The 18629-nt window shown below is 68.2% G+C and carries 23 protein-coding genes and 1 pseudogene; 15 read left to right on the top strand and 9 right to left on the bottom strand.

Annotation, left to right across the window (positions count from 1 at the left end):
• Positions 1-26 precede the first annotated feature (26 nt).
• Together JOD27_RS27830 and JOD27_RS47245 are read left to right on the top strand one after the other, a co-directional pair.
• Entirely contained in the window at positions 27-740 is a 714-nt protein-coding gene (locus JOD27_RS27830; RefSeq protein WP_204765230.1) for a DUF6542 domain-containing protein, read from the top strand.
• A 152-nt stretch (positions 741-892) separates the two neighbouring features.
• Positions 893-1195 (top strand): annotated as a pseudogene (locus tag JOD27_RS47245) (WD40 repeat domain-containing protein); the annotation flags it as partial.
• 47 nt (positions 1196-1242) lie between these two features.
• On the opposite strand, the gene JOD27_RS45290 reads toward JOD27_RS47245, so the two are convergent.
• Positions 1243-2187 carry a 4-hydroxy-3-methylbut-2-enyl diphosphate reductase gene (locus JOD27_RS45290; protein WP_239569066.1) on the bottom strand — a complete coding sequence of 315 codons (945 nt, stop codon included), beginning with the start codon at positions 2185-2187 and terminating at the stop codon, positions 1243-1245.
• A 64-nt stretch (positions 2188-2251) separates the two neighbouring features.
• Here JOD27_RS45290 and JOD27_RS27840 point away from each other — a divergent pair, with 64 nt between their 5' ends.
• The 9 genes from JOD27_RS27840 to JOD27_RS27875 all read left to right on the top strand — a co-directional run bounded on the left by JOD27_RS27840 (position 2252) and on the right by JOD27_RS27875 (position 7712).
• A complete protein-coding gene (locus JOD27_RS27840) occupies positions 2252-2752 on the top strand; it encodes a lipid droplet-associated protein (RefSeq protein WP_204765232.1) in 501 nt (166 codons plus the stop codon).
• Positions 2749-3987, top strand: a complete 1239-nt coding sequence (gene xseA / locus JOD27_RS27845) for an exodeoxyribonuclease VII large subunit (protein ID WP_204765233.1) — start codon at positions 2749-2751, stop codon at positions 3985-3987. The genes JOD27_RS27840 and xseA overlap by 4 nt, the downstream gene beginning before the upstream one ends.
• Entirely contained in the window at positions 3977-4321 is a 345-nt protein-coding gene (locus tag JOD27_RS27850) for a sugar ABC transporter substrate-binding protein (RefSeq protein WP_229813097.1), read from the top strand. The genes xseA and JOD27_RS27850 overlap by 11 nt, the downstream gene beginning before the upstream one ends.
• Positions 4318-4551 carry an exodeoxyribonuclease VII small subunit gene (locus JOD27_RS27855; protein ID WP_204765234.1) on the top strand — a complete coding sequence of 78 codons (234 nt, stop codon included), beginning with the start codon at positions 4318-4320 and terminating at the stop codon, positions 4549-4551. Before JOD27_RS27850 ends, JOD27_RS27855 begins: the two co-directional genes overlap by 4 nt.
• Before the next feature lie 67 nt (positions 4552-4618).
• Positions 4619-5659, top strand: coding sequence for a class II fructose-bisphosphatase (gene glpX / locus JOD27_RS27860; RefSeq protein WP_204765235.1), 1041 nt, complete (start codon positions 4619-4621; stop codon positions 5657-5659).
• Positions 5660-5779: 120 nt separating this feature from the next.
• A complete protein-coding gene (locus JOD27_RS27865) occupies positions 5780-6547 on the top strand; it encodes a S1 family peptidase (protein ID WP_204765236.1) in 768 nt (255 codons plus the stop codon).
• A gap of 169 nt (positions 6548-6716) precedes the next feature.
• Positions 6717-6908: a hypothetical protein gene (locus tag JOD27_RS46820; RefSeq protein WP_307830350.1), complete on the top strand. Its 192-nt coding sequence runs from the start codon at positions 6717-6719 to the stop codon at positions 6906-6908.
• Positions 6889-7245: a L,D-transpeptidase gene (locus JOD27_RS46825; RefSeq protein ID WP_307830351.1), complete on the top strand. Its 357-nt coding sequence runs from the start codon at positions 6889-6891 to the stop codon at positions 7243-7245. Before JOD27_RS46820 ends, JOD27_RS46825 begins: the two co-directional genes overlap by 20 nt.
• A 56-nt stretch (positions 7246-7301) precedes the next feature.
• Positions 7302-7712, top strand: coding sequence for a L,D-transpeptidase (locus JOD27_RS27875; protein WP_204765237.1), 411 nt, complete (start codon positions 7302-7304; stop codon positions 7710-7712).
• On the opposite strand, the gene JOD27_RS27880 is transcribed toward JOD27_RS27875, so the two are convergent.
• The 3 genes from JOD27_RS27880 to JOD27_RS27890 all read right to left on the bottom strand — a co-directional run bounded on the left by JOD27_RS27880 (position 7709) and on the right by JOD27_RS27890 (position 9979).
• Positions 7709-8458 carry a hypothetical protein gene (locus tag JOD27_RS27880; protein WP_204765238.1) on the bottom strand — a complete coding sequence of 250 codons (750 nt, stop codon included), beginning with the start codon at positions 8456-8458 and terminating at the stop codon, positions 7709-7711. The genes JOD27_RS27875 and JOD27_RS27880 overlap by 4 nt on opposite strands.
• Positions 8459-8535: 77 nt before the next feature.
• A complete protein-coding gene (locus tag JOD27_RS27885; protein ID WP_204765239.1) occupies positions 8536-8985 on the bottom strand; it encodes a hypothetical protein in 450 nt (149 codons plus the stop codon).
• A gap of 25 nt (positions 8986-9010) precedes the next feature.
• A complete protein-coding gene (locus JOD27_RS27890) occupies positions 9011-9979 on the bottom strand; it encodes an NAD(P)/FAD-dependent oxidoreductase (protein WP_204765240.1) in 969 nt (322 codons plus the stop codon).
• A 63-nt stretch (positions 9980-10042) separates the two neighbouring features.
• Here JOD27_RS27890 and JOD27_RS27895 point away from each other — a divergent pair, with 63 nt between their 5' ends.
• Complete coding sequence (locus JOD27_RS27895; protein ID WP_204765241.1) at positions 10043-11437, top strand: class II fumarate hydratase; 1395 nt, start codon at positions 10043-10045, stop codon at positions 11435-11437.
• 43 nt (positions 11438-11480) lie between these two features.
• Here the strand turns inward: JOD27_RS27895 and trhA are convergent, their stop codons facing one another.
• Positions 11481-12152, bottom strand: a complete 672-nt coding sequence (gene trhA / locus JOD27_RS27900) for a PAQR family membrane homeostasis protein TrhA (RefSeq protein WP_204765242.1) — start codon at positions 12150-12152, stop codon at positions 11481-11483.
• 77 nt (positions 12153-12229) lie between these two features.
• Here trhA and JOD27_RS27905 point away from each other — a divergent pair, with 77 nt between their 5' ends.
• Positions 12230-13009 (top strand): isoprenyl transferase, encoded by a 780-nt coding sequence (locus tag JOD27_RS27905; protein ID WP_204765243.1) that lies wholly within the window; start codon positions 12230-12232, stop codon positions 13007-13009.
• Between the two features lie 58 nt (positions 13010-13067).
• On the opposite strand, the gene JOD27_RS27910 is transcribed toward JOD27_RS27905, so the two are convergent.
• Together JOD27_RS27910 and JOD27_RS27915 are read right to left on the bottom strand one after the other, a co-directional pair.
• On the bottom strand, positions 13068-13337 hold the full coding sequence (locus JOD27_RS27910) for a hypothetical protein (RefSeq protein ID WP_204765244.1): 270 nt from the start codon (positions 13335-13337) through the stop codon (positions 13068-13070).
• 89 nt (positions 13338-13426) lie between these two features.
• The gene (locus JOD27_RS27915; RefSeq protein WP_229813557.1) at positions 13427-13684 is read right to left on the bottom strand and encodes a hypothetical protein; all 258 of its coding nucleotides are present in this window, start codon (positions 13682-13684) and stop codon (positions 13427-13429) included.
• A 227-nt stretch (positions 13685-13911) separates the two neighbouring features.
• Between JOD27_RS27915 and JOD27_RS27920 the strand changes: the two genes are divergently transcribed.
• Positions 13912-15162 (top strand): DUF885 domain-containing protein, encoded by a 1251-nt coding sequence (locus JOD27_RS27920; RefSeq protein ID WP_204765245.1) that lies wholly within the window; start codon positions 13912-13914, stop codon positions 15160-15162.
• A gap of 400 nt (positions 15163-15562) precedes the next feature.
• Positions 15563-16855 (top strand): RNA 5'-3' helicase PhoH2, encoded by a 1293-nt coding sequence (gene phoH2, locus JOD27_RS27925; protein ID WP_307830367.1) that lies wholly within the window; start codon positions 15563-15565, stop codon positions 16853-16855.
• Between the two features lie 52 nt (positions 16856-16907).
• Here the strand turns inward: phoH2 and JOD27_RS27930 are convergent, their stop codons facing one another.
• Both JOD27_RS27930 and JOD27_RS27935 read right to left on the bottom strand, forming a co-directional pair.
• Positions 16908-17678 carry an ABC transporter permease gene (locus tag JOD27_RS27930; RefSeq protein ID WP_204765247.1) on the bottom strand — a complete coding sequence of 257 codons (771 nt, stop codon included), beginning with the start codon at positions 17676-17678 and terminating at the stop codon, positions 16908-16910.
• Positions 17675-18628 (bottom strand): ABC transporter ATP-binding protein, encoded by a 954-nt coding sequence (locus JOD27_RS27935; RefSeq protein WP_204765248.1) that lies wholly within the window; start codon positions 18626-18628, stop codon positions 17675-17677. Before JOD27_RS27935 ends, JOD27_RS27930 begins: the two co-directional genes overlap by 4 nt.
• Between the last annotated feature and the right edge of the window lies 1 nt (position 18629).

Below are 18629 nucleotides of genomic sequence, written 5' to 3' on the forward strand. Positions count from 1 at the left end.
ATGGCCGAACGGCTACCGTGTGCGGCGTGAGTGACGTGCGCGACCGTTCGGCTGCCCTCGACGACGTCGAGGACCATGACGCCGTTCCGTGGAACTACAAGGCCATCTTCGGGTCGTTCAAGGGCATCCCGTGGTGGGCCGCGATCCTGTGCTCCCTGATCCCGGCGTTCATCGGCGCGTTCATCGACATCAACTCCAGCAAGACCGTCGGCTGGACGTTCAACGCGGTGTTCTTCGTCGGCGCGCTCGCCGGGATCCTGCTGGTCCAGCGCCGCAGCCTGTTCGCGCCGATGGTGCAGCCGCCGCTCGTCCTCGCCGCCACCGTGCCGACGCTCGTGCTGCTCACCGGGGGTGTGCAGAAGGGCGGTCTGTCCTCCATGGCGCTCGGTCTGGGCAAGCCGCTGATCGACAGCTTCCCGGTCATGGCGATCACCACCGGCGTCACGGTCGTGCTGGGCATCGTGCGGATCTTCATCCAGAAGAACCCGAACCGGCCGTCCAAGGACGAGGTCCGCGAGGCCAAGGCCGAGCTGAAGGCCCGCAGCAAGCCCGCGGCCCGCAAGCCCGCCCGCGAGGAGGCCGCGGAGGACCGTCCGCGCCGTCCCCGTCCGGAAGGCGCCCCGGCCCGTCGCCCGCGTCCCGAGGGAGCGCCGGCACGCCGTCCACGGCCGGAAGGCGCGGCCCGCGGCGAACGTCCGGCAGGCCAGCGCAGGCCGAGGCCCCCACGCGAGGACCGCTAGCGCCAGTTGATCGTTGTTCGTGATCGGACCCGCGAACTCGATCGGCGGCGAGGTGCCGGACGGCGTGTGGCAGGCCTCCGACGCGGCCCAGCCCACGCTGATCGGCGGGCTTGCCTGGCGTTGCAGAGCCCGCACAAGAGCCCCGTGCGCACGTGGCGGTCTCGCCGGACCGCAAGCTGCTCGCGACCGGTGACGACAGCGGCGTGATCGCGCTCTGGGACACCTCGACGTGGCAGCAGACCGGCGAACTGCGAGGCCACACCCAGGCCGTGTGCGCGCTGGAGTTCAGCCCTGACTCGTCCCGGCTCGCGAGCGGCGGCCGGGACCGGGACGTCATCGTGTGGGACCCGGGTTCGCGCACGCTCTGGGCGGCGCTGCGCGGGCACAGCCAACCGGTCACGCACCTGGCGTGGCGGCCGGACGGCACCTCGCTGGTGTCAGCGGGTGCCGGCCGGGTCGCGGTGTGGGGCCTCGACGTGGACCGGGCCCTGGAGCAGATCCGTCAGCGGACGAGGTCCTTGCGGAGCTCACGCGGCAGCGCGAAGGCGATCTTCTCGTTGGCCGTCGTGATCTCCTCGACCTCGCCGAAGCCGTGCGACTCGAGGAACTTCAGCAGCTCCATCACCAGGATGTCCGGCACCGACGCGCCCGACGTGACGCCGACGGTCTCGACGCCTTCGAGCCACGCCAGGTCGACCTCCTTGGCGTAGTCGATCAGGTACGAGGCCTTGGCGCCGTTCTGCAGCGCGACCTCGACCAGCCGGACCGAGTTGGAGGAGTTCTTCGAGCCCACGACGAGCACCAGGTCGCACGACGGCGCCATCGTCTTCACCGCGGTCTGGCGGTTCGACGTGGCGTAGCAGATGTCGTCGGACGGCGGGTCCTGCATCTCCGGGAAGCGCTCCTTGAGCTGCCGGACCCGCACCATGGTCTCGTCGACCGAGAGCGTCGTCTGCGACAGCCAGATGACCTTCGACGGGTCGCGCACCTCGACCTTCGCGGCGTCCTCGGCGGTGTCGACGAGCTGCACGTGGTCGGGGGCCTCACCGGCGGTGCCCTCGACCTCCTCGTGGCCCTCGTGGCCGATCAGGAGGATGTCGTAGTCCTCCTTGGCGAAGCGCACGGCTTCCTTGTGCACCTTGGTCACCAGCGGGCACGTGGCGTCGATGGTGCGCAACGACCGCTGCGCCGCCTCCTCGTGCACGGCAGGCGACACGCCGTGTGCTGAGAACACCACGAGTGCGCCCTCAGGAACCTCGTCGGTCTCGTTGACGAAGATGGCACCGCGGTCGGACAGGGTCTCCACGACGTACTTGTTGTGGACGATCTCCTTGCGCACGTAGACGGGGGCGCCGTACTGCTCGAGAGCGCGCTCGACCGTCTCGACGGCACGATCAACGCCCGCGCAGTAACCACGCGGCTTCGCCAACAGGACTCGCTTGGGCATGCCATCAGGGTACCCAGGGCGCAGGCCAGTGCATTCAGCGCGCAGTTGCGGCAGGCTTACGACCATGAAGCCACTGCCTCTGGGTGTCCGCGTCGCCGCCGGACTCGCGGCGACCGCCCTCGAACAGGCGCGCAAGCTGCCGCAGCAGCTCGCCGGACTCCCCCTCACGGTGGTCAGCGAGGCCATGCAGTTGTCCATGCGAGTGCAGCAGCATGTGACCGAACTCGCCATCAAAGGTGACGACGTCCTCTCCGGACTGAGGCCCGCGGAGGAAGAACCGGAGTGGGCGACGTTCGACGAGGACGAGACGCCGGTCACCACCGAGGTCGGGGTGGACGACCCGTGGGAAGAGGAAGAGCGCGCGATCGCCGAGGTTCCGGATTTCCTCCCGAGCTACGACGAGCTGTCGATCGCGCAGCTGCGCGCCCGCCTGCGCAACCTGAGCGTCGAGCAGCTGGAGGAGCTGCTGAACTACGAGAAGGCGCACGAGTCACGGCCTGAGTTCGTGGGCATGCTCAACCGGCGGATCGCCACGGTCAAGCGTCCAAATGATCCGGCACAGTGAGCGAGGGAAAGTCCACGCCGGAGAACCCGTGGCCGGTGCGGACGGTCGCCCGCAAGCTGCTCGACTGGATCAACCGGCTCGGAGACGTCTGGGTCGAGGGCCAGGTCACGCAGCTCAACGCGCGCAGCTCGACGGCGTTCCTGACGCTGCGCGACCCGAGCGTCGACATGTCGATGTCGATCACCTGCAACGCCGGGATGATCCGCGAGCTGCAGCTGAACGAGGGCAGCCGCGTGATCGTGCACGGGAAGATCAGCTTCTACCCGAACCGGGGCACGCTGTCGTTGCGCGCGGACGAGATCCGCGCGGTCGGCATCGGTGAGCTGCTCGCCCGCATCGAGCGCCTGCGCAAGCTGCTGCACGCGGAGGGTCTGTTCGACCCGCGCCGCAAGCGCCGCCCGCCGTTCCTGCCGAACAAGATCGGTCTCATCACCGGTCGCGCGTCGGCGGCGGAGCGGGACGTGCTGACGAACGCACGGAACCGTTGGCCCGCAGCGCACTTCCGCGTCATCAACGTCGCCGTGCAGGGCCCGATGGCGGTCACCCAGGTGATGACGGCGCTGTCCACTTTGGAACGCGACCCCGAGTGCGACGTCATCATCATCGCCCGCGGCGGCGGCAGCGTGGAGGACCTGCTGCCGTTCTCCGACGAGGCGCTGTGCCGGGCGGTGTCCGCGTGCCGCACGCCGGTGCTGTCCGCGATCGGCCACGAGCCCGACACCCCGCTCCTCGACCACGTCGCGGACCTGCGCTGTTCGACGCCGACCGACGCGGGCAAACGGGTGGTTCCGGATGTCGCCGAAGAGAGTGAACGCGTCCGCCAGATGCGCGATCGCGGGCGGCGCGCGCTGCACGGCTGGGTCGACCGGGAACGCAAACTGCTCGACTCCCTGCGCTCCCGACCAGTACTTTCGGATCCGTACGGTCCGCTCGAACGACGCGCAGAAGAAGTGAATCGTCTTCGCGACCAGGGCCGTAGGGCCGTCACGCAACGTCTCGATCGGGAAGACGTCCACCTTTCAGGGACGAAAGCCCGCTTGACGACCCTCGGACCAGCCGCCACGCTGGCCCGCGGATACGCCGTTGTGCAACTCGTCACACCTGACGGACCCGACGGAGTGGTGCGGTCTGTGACGGACGCCCCCAGCGGAACACAGCTGCGGGTACGCGTCGTTGACGGAGCAGTGGAAGCAGTCGTGACCAGGGTGGAAGGGGGAGGTACCGATGATGCGTGATGCCGTGTTCCTGCCCCTCACCATGGAGGCGGCCGGCGAGTGCGCCTCGGGGCTGCGGACGAAGGCTGAGGCGGCGAACAGGGCCGCGGCGGAGTGCTGGACGGCGTTGGTGGGCGACTGCGACACGCCGAGCCGCCGCACGCTGATCCTCACGTTGCACGACCTGAGCGAGGCCACGGCGGGCACCGTGCAGTACCGGCGCGTCGCGGAGGCCGAGGCGCTCATCGACGAGGCGGTGCGAGAGGGTGACGGCGAGGAGTTCGCGGAGGCGCTGGTCGGCTACGACCTGGCCGTCGCGACCGTGTTGAGCCGTCTGAGGAGCCAATCCGCGTGAGTTCGGAAACCACCCAGAATGAAACTCCTCTGGGTTACGAAGCCGCCCGTGACGAACTGGTCGAGGTGGTCCGCAAGCTGGAGGCCGGCGGTCTGTCGCTGGAGGACTCACTCGCGCTGTGGGAACGCGGTGAGGCGCTCGCCAAGACGTGTGAGCAGCATCTCGCCGGTGCGCGTGAGCGAATCGATGCAGCTCTCGCTGTGGTCGAGGAGGACGTTTCCGAGGCGTGATCCCGTGCAAGGATTCAGTTGCCGATCACAAAATCCGGCACGCTGAGTAGTCGCATGGAGGCGCGCAATGGTGAACACCCCCGCGGAACGACGTCGCGAAGCCCCCGACCGGAACCTGGCATTGGAGCTCGTGCGCGTCACCGAGGCCGCGGCCATGGCCGCCGGCCGGTGGGTGGGGCGTGGCGACAAGAACGGTGGTGACGGCGCCGCGGTCGACGCGATGCGCAAGCTGATCCACACCGTCTCGATGCGCGGTGTCGTCGTGATCGGCGAGGGCGAGAAGGACGAGGCGCCCATGCTGTACAACGGCGAGGAGGTCGGCAACGGCGAAGGCCCCGAGTGCGACGTCGCCGTCGACCCGATCGACGGCACCACGCTCATGTCCAAGGGCATGCCGAACGCGCTGGCCGTGCTGGCCGTGGCCGAGCGCGGAGCGATGTTCGACCCGTCCGCCGTGTTCTACATGGAGAAGCTCGCCGTGGGCCCGGAGGCGGCCGACGTCATCGACATCACCGCGCCGCTCGTGGAGAACATCCGCCGGGTCGCGAAGGCCAAGCACAGCGACGTCTCGGACGTGAACGTGTGCATCCTGGACCGCCCGCGGCACGAGTCGATCGTGCAGGAGGTGCGCAAGGCCGGCGCCCGCATCCACTTCATCTCCGACGGCGACGTCGCGGGCGCGATCGCGGCGGCACGTCCCACGTCGGGTGTGGACATGCTCGTGGGCATCGGTGGCACGCCGGAGGGCATCATCGCGGCGGCGGCGCTGAAGTGCGTAGGTGGCGCCATCCAGGGCCGGCTGTGGCCCAAGGACGACGAGGAGCGCGAGAAGGCGATCGGCGCGGGCCACGACCTGTCCCGCGTGCTCACGACGAACGACCTCGTGGCGGGCGACAACGTCTTCTTCTGCGCCACGGGCGTGACCGACGGCGACCTTCTGCGCGGTGTGCACTATCGGGCAGGTGGCTGCACCACGCAGTCCATCGTCATGCGATCGAAGTCCGGCACCGTCCGCATGATCGACGGCTTCCACAGCCTTCACAAGCTGCGCGAATACGCCTCGGTCGACTTCGACCTGCCGGAGGACGTGCAGCAGCCGCTGCCGTAAAAGGTGAATTGTGAACACTGGGTAACCAGACGAGTGACCCTAGTGACGGAGTGACTTTCGTCCCTAGTTTCCGAACTGACCCCGGCAACCCTGCGCCGGGTTCAGGAAGGAAGCTCAACGATGAGGGCACGTTCGTTGTTCTCCGCAATCGCCGTGGCCGCCGGCGCCCTGCTCGCCTCGGCCGCCGCGGCCACCGCGGCTCCCGCACCGACCGCCGATGGCGACATGGGCACGATGATCGTCGGCGGGACCAACGCCACCCAGGTCTACTCCTGGATGGTCTCCCTGCAGAGCAATGGCAGCCACTTCTGCGGTGGCACGCTGGTCAAGGCCAACTGGGTCGTCACGGCGAAGCACTGCGTCCAGGGCTCGTCCGCGTCGTCGATCACCGCGCGGGTGGGCACCACCAACCGCACCAGCGGTGGCTCGACGGCACGCGGTTCGCGGATCATCACGCACCCGTCCGCCGACCTCGCGCTGCTGCAGCTCGGCACGTCGGTGTCCCAGACGCCCGCTCCGGTGTCGACGGCGTCCGGCCCGGTCGGCACCGCCACCCGCATCATCGGCTGGGGCCAGACCTGCCCGACCCGCGGCTGTGGCAGCGCTCCGATCACCCTGCAGGAGCTCAACACGTCGATCGTCGCGGACAGCCGTTGCTCCGGCATCAGCGCCGCGTCGGAGATCTGCACGAACAACACCGGTGGCAACAAGGGCGCCTGCTACGGCGACTCGGGTGGCCCACAGGTGAAGTCCGTGAACGGCCGCTGGGAGCTCATCGGCGCGACCAGCCGCTCCGGTGGCGGCGCGACCTGCGCGACCGCGCCGTCCATCTACGTGGACGTCGCGTACTACCGCTCCTGGGTCAGCACGAACGTCGGTGGCCTGTAGTCCGGTAAACGCATTCCGAGGGCCCGTCTCCCAACCGTTATGGGAGGCGGGCCCTCCGCGTTGCAACCTGAGTGATCCTCCCGCCGTCTACTTCGGCACAGGATGAATCACTGAGGGGGTGCGCGATGCGGATGCTGCTCGCGGCGATCGCGTTGTTGTCGGTGGCGGGGTGTGCACAAGGGGCCGTGCACGCGGAAACTCCAACAGCGCCACCACCTTCGTCGTCATCGTCTTCTGCTCCCCCGTCTTCTTCTGCTTCCCCGTCTTCCGCGCCTTCGTCTTCGCCCGCGCCGTCGTCGGAGACTCCTCCCCCGCCGCCGCCACCGCCTCCCGCTCCGGTCGTGAAGCCGACGCCGTGTGACATCAGCGACGGCGCGTGCATCAAGCTCTCCACCAACCAGTCGTGGATCGTGCGCGGCGACAAGATCGTCTACGGTCCCGTGCAGATCACCAGCGGCCGCAAGGGTTACGAGACCCCGGTCGGCAAGTTCCCGGTGCTGCGCAAGGTGAAGGACGAGTGGAGCCGCCCGTACAACGCGGCCATGCCGTGGTCGACGTACTTCACCAACAGCGGCATCGCGTTCCACGAGGGCTCGCTGACCGTCCCGTCGCACGGCTGCATCCACCTGGACCCGCAGGCGGCGAAGCACTACTTCCAGACCCTCTCGATCGGCGAGACGGTTCAGGTGGTCGCATAAGCAGATGATTCAGATCACCGGGTAGTGGTTACTCCACTACCGAGGGGTGATGTGAGATGCGAGTTCTCATCGCGACGGTGCTCCTGACCCTCGGTTTCGCGGTCCCCGCGCAGGCGCAGGCGGGGTGCACCGTCTACAACGGAGCGTGCCTGGAGAAGCACTCCAACACCGCATGGCTCGTGTACAACGGCAAGACGAGCTACGGCCCGGTGCCGGTCAGCCACGGCAAGCCGGGCTACGAGACCCCGGTCGGCACGTTCTCGGTGCTGCGCAAGGTGAAGAACGACTGGAGCGTCCCCTACAACGGCCCGATGCCGAACGCCGTGTACTTCACGACGACCGGCATCGCGTTCCACCAGGGTGACATCAGGATCCAGTCGCACGGCTGCGTCCGGCTGAACGTCGACGCGTCGCTGGTGTTCTACGACAACCTGGCGATCGGCGAGAAGGTCCAGGTGCTGCCCTAACCGATGGCTGCCCACCAGCACCCGTCGTCGCGTCCCATCACGGACACGCGCCCTGCGAGACCCGTGGGCAGCCATCCGGTGAGCCGCTCGAACTCCTTGCCCACGACGATGAGCGCGTTGCCCGCGTCGGCGGACAGGTTGTCCAGCACCACGGGCACGTCCACCGCGCTGAAGTCCACATCGGACACAGGCCTGCCGGAGGACTCCTTCGTCACCCGGACGATCCGCCAGCCGTCGTGCCCCTCCCACCGGACTTCCTCCGCCGGCAGCAAAGCCATGAACTCGTCCGACGAGGTGCGTGGCGACACGAGCGCGATCGTCCCGCCGAACCGCCCGGCCAGCGTGCTCAGCCGCAGCGGATGCTCAAGGCTCTTCGGCTCTGCTTCGACTCGCGCGTAGGTGACGTCCAGCCGTCGCGCGACCCGCTCGACCGCGGCGTGCACCCCGTCCTCGAGCGCGGCCACGACCAGCTCGACGTCCCGGCTGCTGTTGAGCACGTCGGGCAACGCCAGCCGCACCACGGCATACCCCGGCATCACCGCGATGTCCGAGGTCAGACGGCTCGGCACGGTGAGCTCGACCAGCACGTCGGAGCCCCACCCCGACGTGTCGACCTCCGCGTTGACCCGCCGCTCGACGAGATCGGACAACGGCTGCCAGTAGACGATGCGCGGCCTCTCCCGCGTGACCGGCCCCGCCCACCAGGGCGTGCCGCGCACCACGTCGGCCCAGTAAACGTGAATCACGAAAGCCCCCAAGGGTTGTATCGCTGCGCGTCCCCCTGACACACACAACCCGTTTGAGCCCATTCTACGGCTTTCGGCTAGCAGCTGCGGTGCTTCTTGGCGAACTCCTCGGCCGTGAAGGCCTGGTACCCGAGCACGACCTTCCGGTCCTTCACCTGGTCGAGCGTGAAGCCGGCTCCCGGTTCGAACAGGTCGCCGTTCTGCAGGTGCACTTCGAGGCGCTGATCGTCGGCGGGCGGCTGCCACGCGACCTTCTCCTCGGCGCCTTCCGGCAGTCGGCCAATGGTGATCTTGTAGTGCTGCCTGGGTTCTGCGAACTCGATCCGCCAGACCACCGTGTCCCGCTCGTCGATCACGTCGTCGGCGTTCATCGCCCGGATCTCGACCAGCGTGAGCATGCGCGAGTCGCAGGAGGTGTCGACGATCTCCGGCAGCCCGGAATCCCCGAGCCGGACCGCTCTCGTCGGGGCAGGCGAACATCCGGCCAGCAGCAGGCAGGCCGCGAGCACGGCCAGAGGTCTCCCCATGCTCGCGGATCCTGCCAGGCCCTGGTCAGCCGGCGTTGCTGGAATGCCCTGGGAAGAGGTGGGCCGACGGGTTGAGCGCGACCGCGATGTTGTTGACCGCCGTCGCCGCCTCCCCGAACCCGGTCGCGATGAGCTTGACCTTGCCGGGGTACTGCGCGACGTCCCCCGCCGCGTAGACCCGGTCGAGCCTGGTCTTCATCGTGGTGTCGACGACCACCGCGCGGTGGTCGAGCTCGAGCCCCCACGACTCGATCGGCCCGAGGTCGGCCGTGAACCCGAGCGCCGCGACAACCGTCTGCGCGGGCAACGTCTTCACGTCCTCACCCTTGACCTTGACGTCCACTTCGGACAGAGGGTCGCCCCGCAACTCCAGCACCTCGGCGTCGGTGATGATCTCGACCCCGAGCTCCCGCACCTGCCGCACGGTCGCGGCGTGCGCGCGGAAGTTGGCCCTGCGGTGCACCAACGTGACACTCGCGGCGAGCGGGTGCAGTGCGAGCGCCCAGTCGAACGCCGAGTCGCCGCCGCCCACGATCACGACGTGCTGCCCGGCGTGTTCGGCCAGCACCGGCACGAAGTGCACCATGCCGCGCCCCAGCCAGCCGTCGCCTGCGGGCAGCGGCCGCGGGTTGAACTCACCCATGCCCGCCGTGATCAGCACCGCACCGGTCCTGATCGTGCTGCCGTCCGCGAGACCGACCACCAGACCGTCCTCAGTGGACTCCAGCGTGCGCGCCTGGCGCCCGAGCAGGTAGGTCGGCTTGTACTGCCCTGCCTGCTCCACCAGACCGTTGACGAGGTCGCGCCCGCGGATCGCGGGAAAGCCGGCCACGTCGAAAATCATCTTCTCCGGATACATCGCGGTGACCTGGCCGCCCGGTTCGGGCAGCGCGTCGACGAGCGCGACCTTGAGTTCCCGGAAGCCTGCGTAGTACGCGGCGAACAACCCCGTCGGGCCGGCGCCCACGACGAGGAGGTCGACGTCAAGCTCCATGAGTGGTGCCCTTCTGCCAGTGGTGGGTGGCAGTGCTGTGATCGACCATAGAGACTCGGAAGCATGTCTGAACAGGAGTACCGCGTCGAGCACGACACGATGGGTGAGGTCCGCGTGCCGATCGACGCATTGTGGCGCGCCCAAACACAACGCGCGGTCGAGAACTTCCCGATTTCCGGTCGAGGCCTGGAACGCGCCCAGATCAGGGCCCTCGGCCTCCTCAAGGCCGCCGCCGCCCGAGTGAACGCCCAGCTGGGCGTCCTCGACGCCGACCTCGCCGCGGCCATCGCCTCCGCCGCCGACGAGGTGGCCGCCGGCCAGTGGGACGCCCACTTCCCGGTCGACGTCTTCCAAACCGGTTCGGGCACGTCGTCGAACATGAACGCCAACGAGGTCATCGCCACCCTGGCCACCCGCGCACTGGGCCGCGACGTCCACCCGAACGACCACGTCAACGCCTCGCAGTCGTCCAACGACACCTTCCCCACGACCCTGCGTGTGGCCGCCACCGAGGCCGTCGTGACGGACGTCATCCCGGCGCTGGAACACCTCGAACAGGTCCTGTCGTCGAAGGCCACGGAATGGGCCGACCTGGTCAAGTCCGGCCGCACGCACCTGATGGACGCCGTGCCCATCACGCTGGGCCAGGAAGCGGGCGCCTGGGCGTCCCAGGTCCGCTACTCCGCGGAACGCCTCCAGTCCTCCGTGCCACGCCTGGCCGAACTGCCGATCGGCGGCACCGCGGTCGGCTCGGGCCTGAACGCTCCAGCCGACTTCGGCGCTCGCGTGGCCGCCGAACTGGCCGCCGCGACCGGTCTTCCCCTGGTAGAGGCCCGCGACCACTTCGAGGCCCAGGCCACCCAGGACGGCGTGGTCGAGATCTCCGGCCAGCTCCGCGCATGCGCCGTGGCGTTGTTCAAGATCGCCAACGACCTCCGCTGGCTCGGCTCCGGCCCCCGCACGGGCCTGGGCGAACTGGCCCTGCCCGACCTGCAGCCGGGCAGCTCGATCATGCCGGGCAAGGTCAACCCGGTGATCTCCGAAGCCACGATGATGGTGGTGGCCCAGGTCATCGGCAACGACGCCGCCGTGGCCTTCGCCGGCTCCCAGGGCAACTTCCAGCTCAACGTGATGCTCCCGGTCATCGCCCGCAACGTCCTGGAGTCGTCCCGCCTGCTCGCCGCCGTGGCCCGCCTGCTGGCCGACAAGGTGCTGGCGGGCACCGAGGCCCAGGCCGACCAGATGCGCGAGTACGCGGAGTCGTCACCCTCGATCGTCACGCCGCTGAACCGCTACCTCGGCTACGAGGAGGCTGCGTCGATCGCCAAGCAGTCGTTGAAGGAGCGCAAGACCATCCGCGCCGTCGTGCTGGAGCGCGGGCACGTGCCGTCGAAGCTGACCGAGGAGCAGCTGGACGAGGCCCTGGACGTGCTGCGGATGGCCCGCGGCGGCCGTTGAGCCGAATCCGGTCGCCGAGGATCACGCCTCGGCGACCGGGATTTCAGGAGTACATCGCGAGCCAGATGGCGATGTAGTGGCAGATCGCCGCCACCACGGTCGCGGCGTGGAAGAACTCGTGATAGCCGAACACCTGCGGCCAGGGATTCGGCCACCGGGTCGCGTAGAAGACCGCCCCAACGGTGTAGAGCGCCCCACCCACCAACAGCAGCACGAGCGCCGCCACTCCGGCGTGGTGCAACAGTTCGGGCAGCACGAACACCGCCACCCAGCCCAGCGCGATGTAGATCGGCACCCCGAGCCACCGCGGCGCGTGCGGCCAGGCCAGCTTCAGCGTCACGCCGGCCAGCGCCCCGGTCCACACCACCCACAGCACCACGTGCCCGGTGCCGGGATTCATCGCCAGCAAGGCGAACGGTGTGTACGTGCCCGCGATGAACACGAAGATCATCGAGTGGTCGAGGCGCTTCATCCACGTGCGCACGCGGTCCGACTTCCACGTGACGCGGTGGTAGAGCGCTGAAACGCCGAACAGGCCGAGAACGGTGGCTCCGTAGACCGAGGTGGCCAGGGCGGCCAGGCCGGACACTGTGGACGCCGCCAGCGCGATCAGTGTCGCGCCGGTCGCCACCGAGGTGATGAAGGACCAGAAGTGCAGCCACCCACGAAGGCGCGGCCGCAGTCCGGGCTGTGGAGGAATGGTCGCAGTGGTCACAGGACCCTAGGTTACGCGACCGTAGGTTACCGACCGCGGATCAGTGATGAAGCTTGCACGGCGTACGCTGTTCGGACGTGGCACTCCGCACCCGTGTGAAAGACGTCGCCATCCACCTCTACGAGTGGATTCTCCGTCGCGAGCTGAGCGGGACACAGGTGCCCAAACACGTCGGCGTCGTCCTCGACGGCAACCGGCGGTGGGCGCGCGAGGCCGGGTTCACGGACGTCGCGCACGGGCACCGGGCCGGTGCGCGCAAGATCCTCGAGCTGCTCGACTGGTGCGGTGACGCGGGGGTCGAGGTCGTCACGCTCTGGATGCTCAGCACCGACAACCTGAACCGGCCCACCGAAGAGCTGGCTCCGTTGCTCGACATCATCGCCGACATCACCGACGAGCTCGCCGAGGACGGCAAGCCGTGGCGCGTCCGGCACGTCGGTGCCATCGACATGTTGCCGCCCGAGCACGCCGAGCGGCTCACGAACGCCGCGGCGCGCACCAAGGACCGCACCGGCATCCAGGTCAACGTCGCGGTGGCGTACGGAGGCAGGCAGGAGATCGCGGACGCGGTCCGCAAGCTCCTGCAGGCGCACGCCGAGCGCGGCGGCACCATCGAGGAGCTGGCCGAGGTGCTCGACGTCGACCACATCGCGGAGCACCTCTACACGTCCGGGCAGCCGGATCCGGACCTGATCATCCGCACGTCCGGTGAGCAGCGGCTTTCCGGGTTCATGCTGTGGCAGTCGGCGCACTCGGAGTTCTGGTTCTGCGAGGCCTACTGGCCCGGCTTCCGGCGCACCGACTTCCTGCGCGCCATGCGCGAGTACGCCAAGCGCCACCGCAGGTACGGAAGCTGACGCACAGGGGCGCTCACCTCGGAGGTGAGCGCCCCTGTGCGTCAGAGCGAAGACGAGATCACTCGCCGTCGTGGCCCCACTCGACGCCGTCCTCGATGCCGCCGGCGGCGCAGGTCTCGGTGATCGACGGCGAGTTGATCGGCACGGCACCGCCGAAGACACCGACGTTGTTGCCGCACGCGCCGCCAACGAGGTTGAGGTTGTTGGCGTTGCCGACGATCAGCAGCGGGGCGTTCTCCCAGTCGTGGTTCACGGCCATCGCCGGGGAGCTGGCAACCATCAGGAAGCTCGCCGCCGCGCCGAAAACGGCGCCTGCCTTCTTCAGCACGATTTCTCTCCTTGAAAGTGTGTGTGTCGCAAAAACGCGTCTGGGGACGCCATGAATGACGTCCCCAGACGTGGTGCAAATGAGGGAGATCAGCCCTCGTCGACGATGCCGCCGGCGGCGCAGGTCTCGGTGATCGACGGCGAGTTGATCGGCACGGCACCGCCGAAGACACCGACGTTGTTGCCGCAGGCACCGATCGTGCCGTTGAGGTTGTTGCCGTTCAGGGCAACCAGCAGCGGGCCGTTCTTCCAGTGGTGTCCACCGTGGCCCTCGCCGGCCATGGCGGCCGGGGCGAACGCGAGCGACAGCGCAGCTGCGGCGGCAACCGCGGCACAAGCCTTCTTCACGTCATTCTCCTTCATGTCGGGTTATCCCCGTCATTTCCGGAGTCTTCGGGGATCTCCGGAGGGTGGGGTCTCCGGGCGGAAACCTATCGCCGTTGATCTCGATCGGCGTCCCCCATTACCCCATTGTGTGACATCAAGATCAACAACATTCCCCCATCAGGTGATCTTCGATTCACCATTCGGTCGCAGGTAAGGCACCGTGGTAGACGCTCTACGCTCTCCGACTCATGGACGCCAATGAGCTCGTGCGCGGATATCTGGTTCTTGGGCTGCGGCTCGGGCGCCTCGTGTCCGGGTTCGTCGACTCGTTCACGGGCGACCCCGCGCTGAGTCGCGCCGTGGACAACGAGCCGCGGCTCGCCCCCAAGGCGCTGGCGGACCACGCGCGGCAGCTGCGGCGGGAGCTCGGCAACACCGACCTCGCCGACCAGCGCAAACAGTTCCTCGACGGGCACCTCACCGCGTTGGAGTGCACCGCGCGCAAGCTCGCCGGCGAGCGCATCTCGTTCGTCGACGAGGTCGAGCAGTACTTCCAGGTCCGCATCCGCCCCGGCGACGAGGACGCGTACGCGCAGGCCCACCGCAACATCGACGCGCTGCTCCCAGGAGCCGGTTCGCTGCCAGAACGCCTCCACGCCTTCCGCACGGCCGAGGAGGTGCCCGCACGCAGGCTCCAGGGCGCCGTGCACGCCCTCTCCAGCGCCCTGAGGGACCGTGTGCGGCACAGGTACGCGCTGCCGGAGCAGGAGATCGTCGAGTACCAGATCGTCACGAACAAGCCGTGGAGCGGCTTCAACTACTACCTCGGCGGCTACCGCTCCCGCGTCGCGATCAACGCCGACCTGAACCACCGCATGTCGAACCTCCCGCACCTGGTCGCGCACGAGTCGTATCCGGGCCACCACACCGAGCACTGCCGCAAGGACGCGGGCCTCATCGCCAAGCGCGGCCACGCCGAGCAGTCGATCTTCCTGATCAACACGCCGCAGTGCCTGATGGCCGAGGGTATGGCGGACCTCGGCCTGCACGCGGTGGTCGGGCCGGGCTGGGGCGTGTGGACCGAACAGATCTTCCGCGACCTCGGGATGCAGATGGACGGCGAACTGTCCGAAAAGGTCGAATCAGCGGCGTCCGGCCTGCTCACCGTGCGCCAGGACGCCGCTCTGCTGCTACACGATCGTGGTGCGGATCAGGATGACGTGGTTGCGCATCTTCGCAGGTGGCTGCTGGTGCCGGAGCGTCGCGCACGGCAGATGGTTCGTTTTCTGGCAGACCCGCTGTGGCGCGCGTACACGACCACGTACGTCGAAGGAGTGCGCCTTGTGCGGGCGTGGCTCGACGTCCGCGCGCCCGGCGAGTCGCTCGACGCCCGCTACCTCAGGCTTCTCGACGAGCCCCTGGTGCCGAAATCACTCGAAAGCCAGGTGCGGGACGGTCTCTCGTGGCTGGCTCGAAACACCCAGGAAAATGGCATCTGACCAGCGAAAACACGGCTGTGGTCACGTTTCGGGCTGTTTTCCGGCAGATGACAAGTCGGGATTCACCTGTGTGGCTTCATGCAGACGGGGTACTTCCGAAGGTAACTTCGGAAGCGGCGGGACGCGACCACTGCGGACCGCGCAGGGAGGCTCTGATCGTGGCAGACAACGTCGCGAGGGGGCCGGCACCCGGCCCTCGTGGTCGACCTGCCTGACGCCACACCGGCGGATGGCAAGACGATCAATCAGGGTTGTGCCTGGCCCAGCGAGGAGCGGACGCGGGTGCCGCGTTCGTGAGGGAGTTGCCGTGAACGCACGACGTCCCGCGAGCCGTTCCTCAGGCTCATCGCGCAGTTCCTCCCCCAGGCGCAAGTCCGCCGCCCCAGCCATCTCGACATATGTGCTGGACACGTCGGTCCTGCTGTCCGATCCTCTCGCCCCCACCAGGTTCGCGGAGCACGAGGTCGTGCTCCCGCTCGTGGTGATCAGCGAGCTGGAGGGCAAGCGCCACCACCCCGAACTGGGCTGGTTCGCGAGGGAAGCACTGCGTCTGCTCGACGACCTGCGCTTGCGGCATGGTCGCCTCGATTCGCCGATCCCCATCGGGGATCTGGGAGGCACCTTGCACGTCGAGCTCAACCACTCCGACCCGGAGGTGTTGCCATCAGGTTTCCGAACGGACTCCAACGACGCCCGAATCCTCGCTTGCTCCCTCAATCTCGCTGCTGAGGGGCGAAACGTCACCCTGGTGACCAAGGACATGCCGCTTCGAGTCAAGGCCGGATCGGTCGGGCTCAAGGCGGAGGAATATCGGGCGCACGACGTCACCCTGTCAGGCTGGACGGGAATGTCCGATCTGGACGTTCCGCAGTCCCTGGTGGACAGCCTGTTCAAGGAGAACGTCGTCGACCCCACCCAGTACGAGGACCTGGAGCACATCGCGGAACTGCCCTGCCACACCGGACTCCGGTTGCTGGCGGGCACGTCGAGCGCTCTGGGCCGGGTGACCGCGGACAAGCAGATCAGGCTGGTGCGCGGAGATCGGGAGGCCTTCGGACTGCACGGCCGGTCCGCCGAACAGCGGATCGCGCTGGACCTGTTGCTGGACGCCGATGTCGGCATCGTCTCGCTGGGCGGACGTGCGGGCACCGGCAAGTCGGCTCTCGCGTTGTGCGCGGGCCTCGAAGCGGTGATGGAACGCAGGCAGCACCGCAAGGTCGTGGTGTTCCGGCCGCTCTACGCGGTCGGTGGCCAGGAGCTCGGCTACCTGCCGGGCACCGAGAACGAGAAGATGGGGCCGTGGGCGCAGGCGGTGTTCGACACCCTCGGCGCGCTGGTGAGCCAGGCGGTGCTGGAGGAGGTGCTGGACCGCGGGATGCTCGAGGTCCTGCCGCTCACCCACATCCGCGGCCGCTCGCTGCACGACTCCTTCGTGATCGTGGACGAGGCGCAGTCGCTGGAGCGCAACGTGTTGCTGACCGTGCTGTCCCGCCTGGGCAGCAACTCGCGGGTGGTGCTGACGCACGACGTTGCGCAGCGCGACAACCTGCGGGTGGGCCGGCACGACGGCGTGGCGGCGGTGATCGAGAAGCTGAAGGGCCACCCGCTCTTCGCGCACGTCACCCTGACCCGCTCGGAGCGTTCGCCGATCGCGGCTCTCGTCACCGAGATGCTGGAGGACTACGCCTCATAGCAGTGTCGTGAGTGGAACGGCCCCGCGCTTCGTTGCGCGGGGCCGTTTCGCATCAGTCCAGGGCCCGTTTCATGAAGCCGCGCAGACCGAGTCCGCCGAAGCCCGCGATCGCGATCACGAGCACCACCAACACGATCGGCAACGGGATGTGCGGCACGTTCGGCACCAGCTCCGCCCGCATGCCCTCGCTCACGTACGTCAGCGGGTTGAGCGCGCAGATCACCTTGAACCACAGCAGATCGTCGCTCAGCGAGCGCCACGGGAACTGCGACGAACCCGTGAACAGCAACGGGGTCAGGATCACCGCGAACATCACGTTGACCCGGCGCGCGGGCACCGACGTGCCGATGACCATGCCGACGCTGCCACCGGCCAGGCAGCCGAGGATGATCACCAGGAGCGCGCCGGGAATGCCTTCCCACGCCCAGGAGACGTCGAGCATCACGAACCCGACCGGCACCATCAGCACCGCCGCGAAGAACCCGCGGATCGCACCGAACACGATCTTCTCGACCGCGACGAGCGGGATGGAGATCGGCGCGAGGAGCCGGTCCTCGATCTCCCGCGTCCACGAGAAGTCGAGCACCAGCGGCAGGGTGGTGTTCTGCAGCGCGCCGAGGAACCCGTTCATCGCGATGATGCCGGGCAGCAGCACCTGCGCGAAGTCGTTCTGCACGTAGCCGATGTCCCCCAGCACCTTCGCGAAGATGAAGAGGATGAAGAACGGCTGGATGATCACCTGCGCGAGGAAGCTCGGCAGCTCGCGTCCCGTGACGAAGACGTCGCGCCACAGGATCGCCTGGAACGTCCTGATCTGGCTCACCGCAGCTCCCTGCCGGTCAGGTGGATGAAGACGTCTTCCAGGCTGGGCTTGCCGATCGCGACGTCGCTGACGACGACGTCGAGGTCTCTGAGGATGTTCAGCACCGCGGGCAGCGTGACCGCGGTGTCGGCGTCGGTGTAGACGCGGAACATGTTGTTCACGTCCTCGACCCGCCGCACACCGTCCAATTCGGACAAACCTTGGGTGATCTTGGCGGGCTCGTGCCCGTTCAGCCCCACCGTGACGCTGACGGTGTTGCTGCCCGGCAGGCTCTTCGTGAGCTCGACCGGAGTGTCGAGCGTGAGCAGCTTGCCGTGGTCGACGATGCCGACGCGGTCGCAGAGCTTGGCGGCCTCGTCCATGTCGTGCGTGGTCAGCACGACCGTGACGCCTTCAGCGTGCAGCGCGGCGACGCGTTCGTGGACGAAGAGCCGCGCCTGCGGGTCGAGCCCGGTGCTGGGTTCGTCGAGGAACAGCACCTTCGGCCGGTGCATCAACGCGCGGGCGATCATCAGCCGTTGCGCCTGCCCGCCCGACAACGTGTCGACGAGCGCCTCCTCGTGATCCTTCAACCCCATCCGCTCGAGGATGTCGTCGGCGAGCTTCTTGCGTTCCGCGGGCCCGATGCCGTGATAAGCCGCGTGGAACAACAGGTTCTGCCGCGCGTTGAGCGAGCGGTCGAGGTTGTTGCGCTGCGGCACGACAGCCAGCAGCTGCCGTGCGCGCTTCGAGTCGGCCACCACGTCGACGCCCTCCACGAGCGCCTGCCCCGAGGTGGGGCGGACACGCGTGGTCAGGACGCCGACCGTGGTCGTCTTGCCCGCACCGTTCGGCCCGAGCAACCCGAAGACCTCACCGCGGCGGACGGTGAAGCTCAATCCGTCCACCGCCGGTTTTTGTCCGGTTTTATAGACTTTGCGGAGGTCTCTTACCTCGACCGCTTCGTCCACT

The sequence above is a fragment of the Lentzea nigeriaca genome (assembly GCF_016907955.1).
Lineage (GTDB): Bacteria > Actinomycetota > Actinomycetes > Mycobacteriales > Pseudonocardiaceae > Lentzea > Lentzea nigeriaca.

What these genes read in the sequence shown, in the direction of transcription:
- JOD27_RS45290 (WP_239569066.1), bottom strand. Translation starts at nt 2,187, where the DNA reads ATGCCCAAGCGAGTCCTGTTGGCGAAGCCGCGTGGTTACTGCGCGGGC.
- JOD27_RS27840 (WP_204765232.1), top strand. Translation starts at nt 2,252, where the DNA reads ATGAAGCCACTGCCTCTGGGTGTCCGCGTCGCCGCCGGACTCGCGGCG.
- JOD27_RS27850 (WP_229813097.1), top strand. Translation starts at nt 3,977, where the DNA reads ATGATGCGTGATGCCGTGTTCCTGCCCCTCACCATGGAGGCGGCCGGC.
- glpX (WP_204765235.1), top strand. Translation starts at nt 4,619, where the DNA reads ATGGTGAACACCCCCGCGGAACGACGTCGCGAAGCCCCCGACCGGAAC.
- JOD27_RS27865 (WP_204765236.1), top strand. Translation starts at nt 5,780, where the DNA reads ATGAGGGCACGTTCGTTGTTCTCCGCAATCGCCGTGGCCGCCGGCGCC.
- JOD27_RS27875 (WP_204765237.1), top strand. Translation starts at nt 7,302, where the DNA reads ATGCGAGTTCTCATCGCGACGGTGCTCCTGACCCTCGGTTTCGCGGTC.
- JOD27_RS27885 (WP_204765239.1), bottom strand. Translation starts at nt 8,985, where the DNA reads ATGGGGAGACCTCTGGCCGTGCTCGCGGCCTGCCTGCTGCTGGCCGGA.
- JOD27_RS27890 (WP_204765240.1), bottom strand. Translation starts at nt 9,979, where the DNA reads ATGGAGCTTGACGTCGACCTCCTCGTCGTGGGCGCCGGCCCGACGGGG.
- JOD27_RS27895 (WP_204765241.1), top strand. Translation starts at nt 10,043, where the DNA reads ATGTCTGAACAGGAGTACCGCGTCGAGCACGACACGATGGGTGAGGTC.
- JOD27_RS27920 (WP_204765245.1), top strand. Translation starts at nt 13,912, where the DNA reads ATGGACGCCAATGAGCTCGTGCGCGGATATCTGGTTCTTGGGCTGCGG.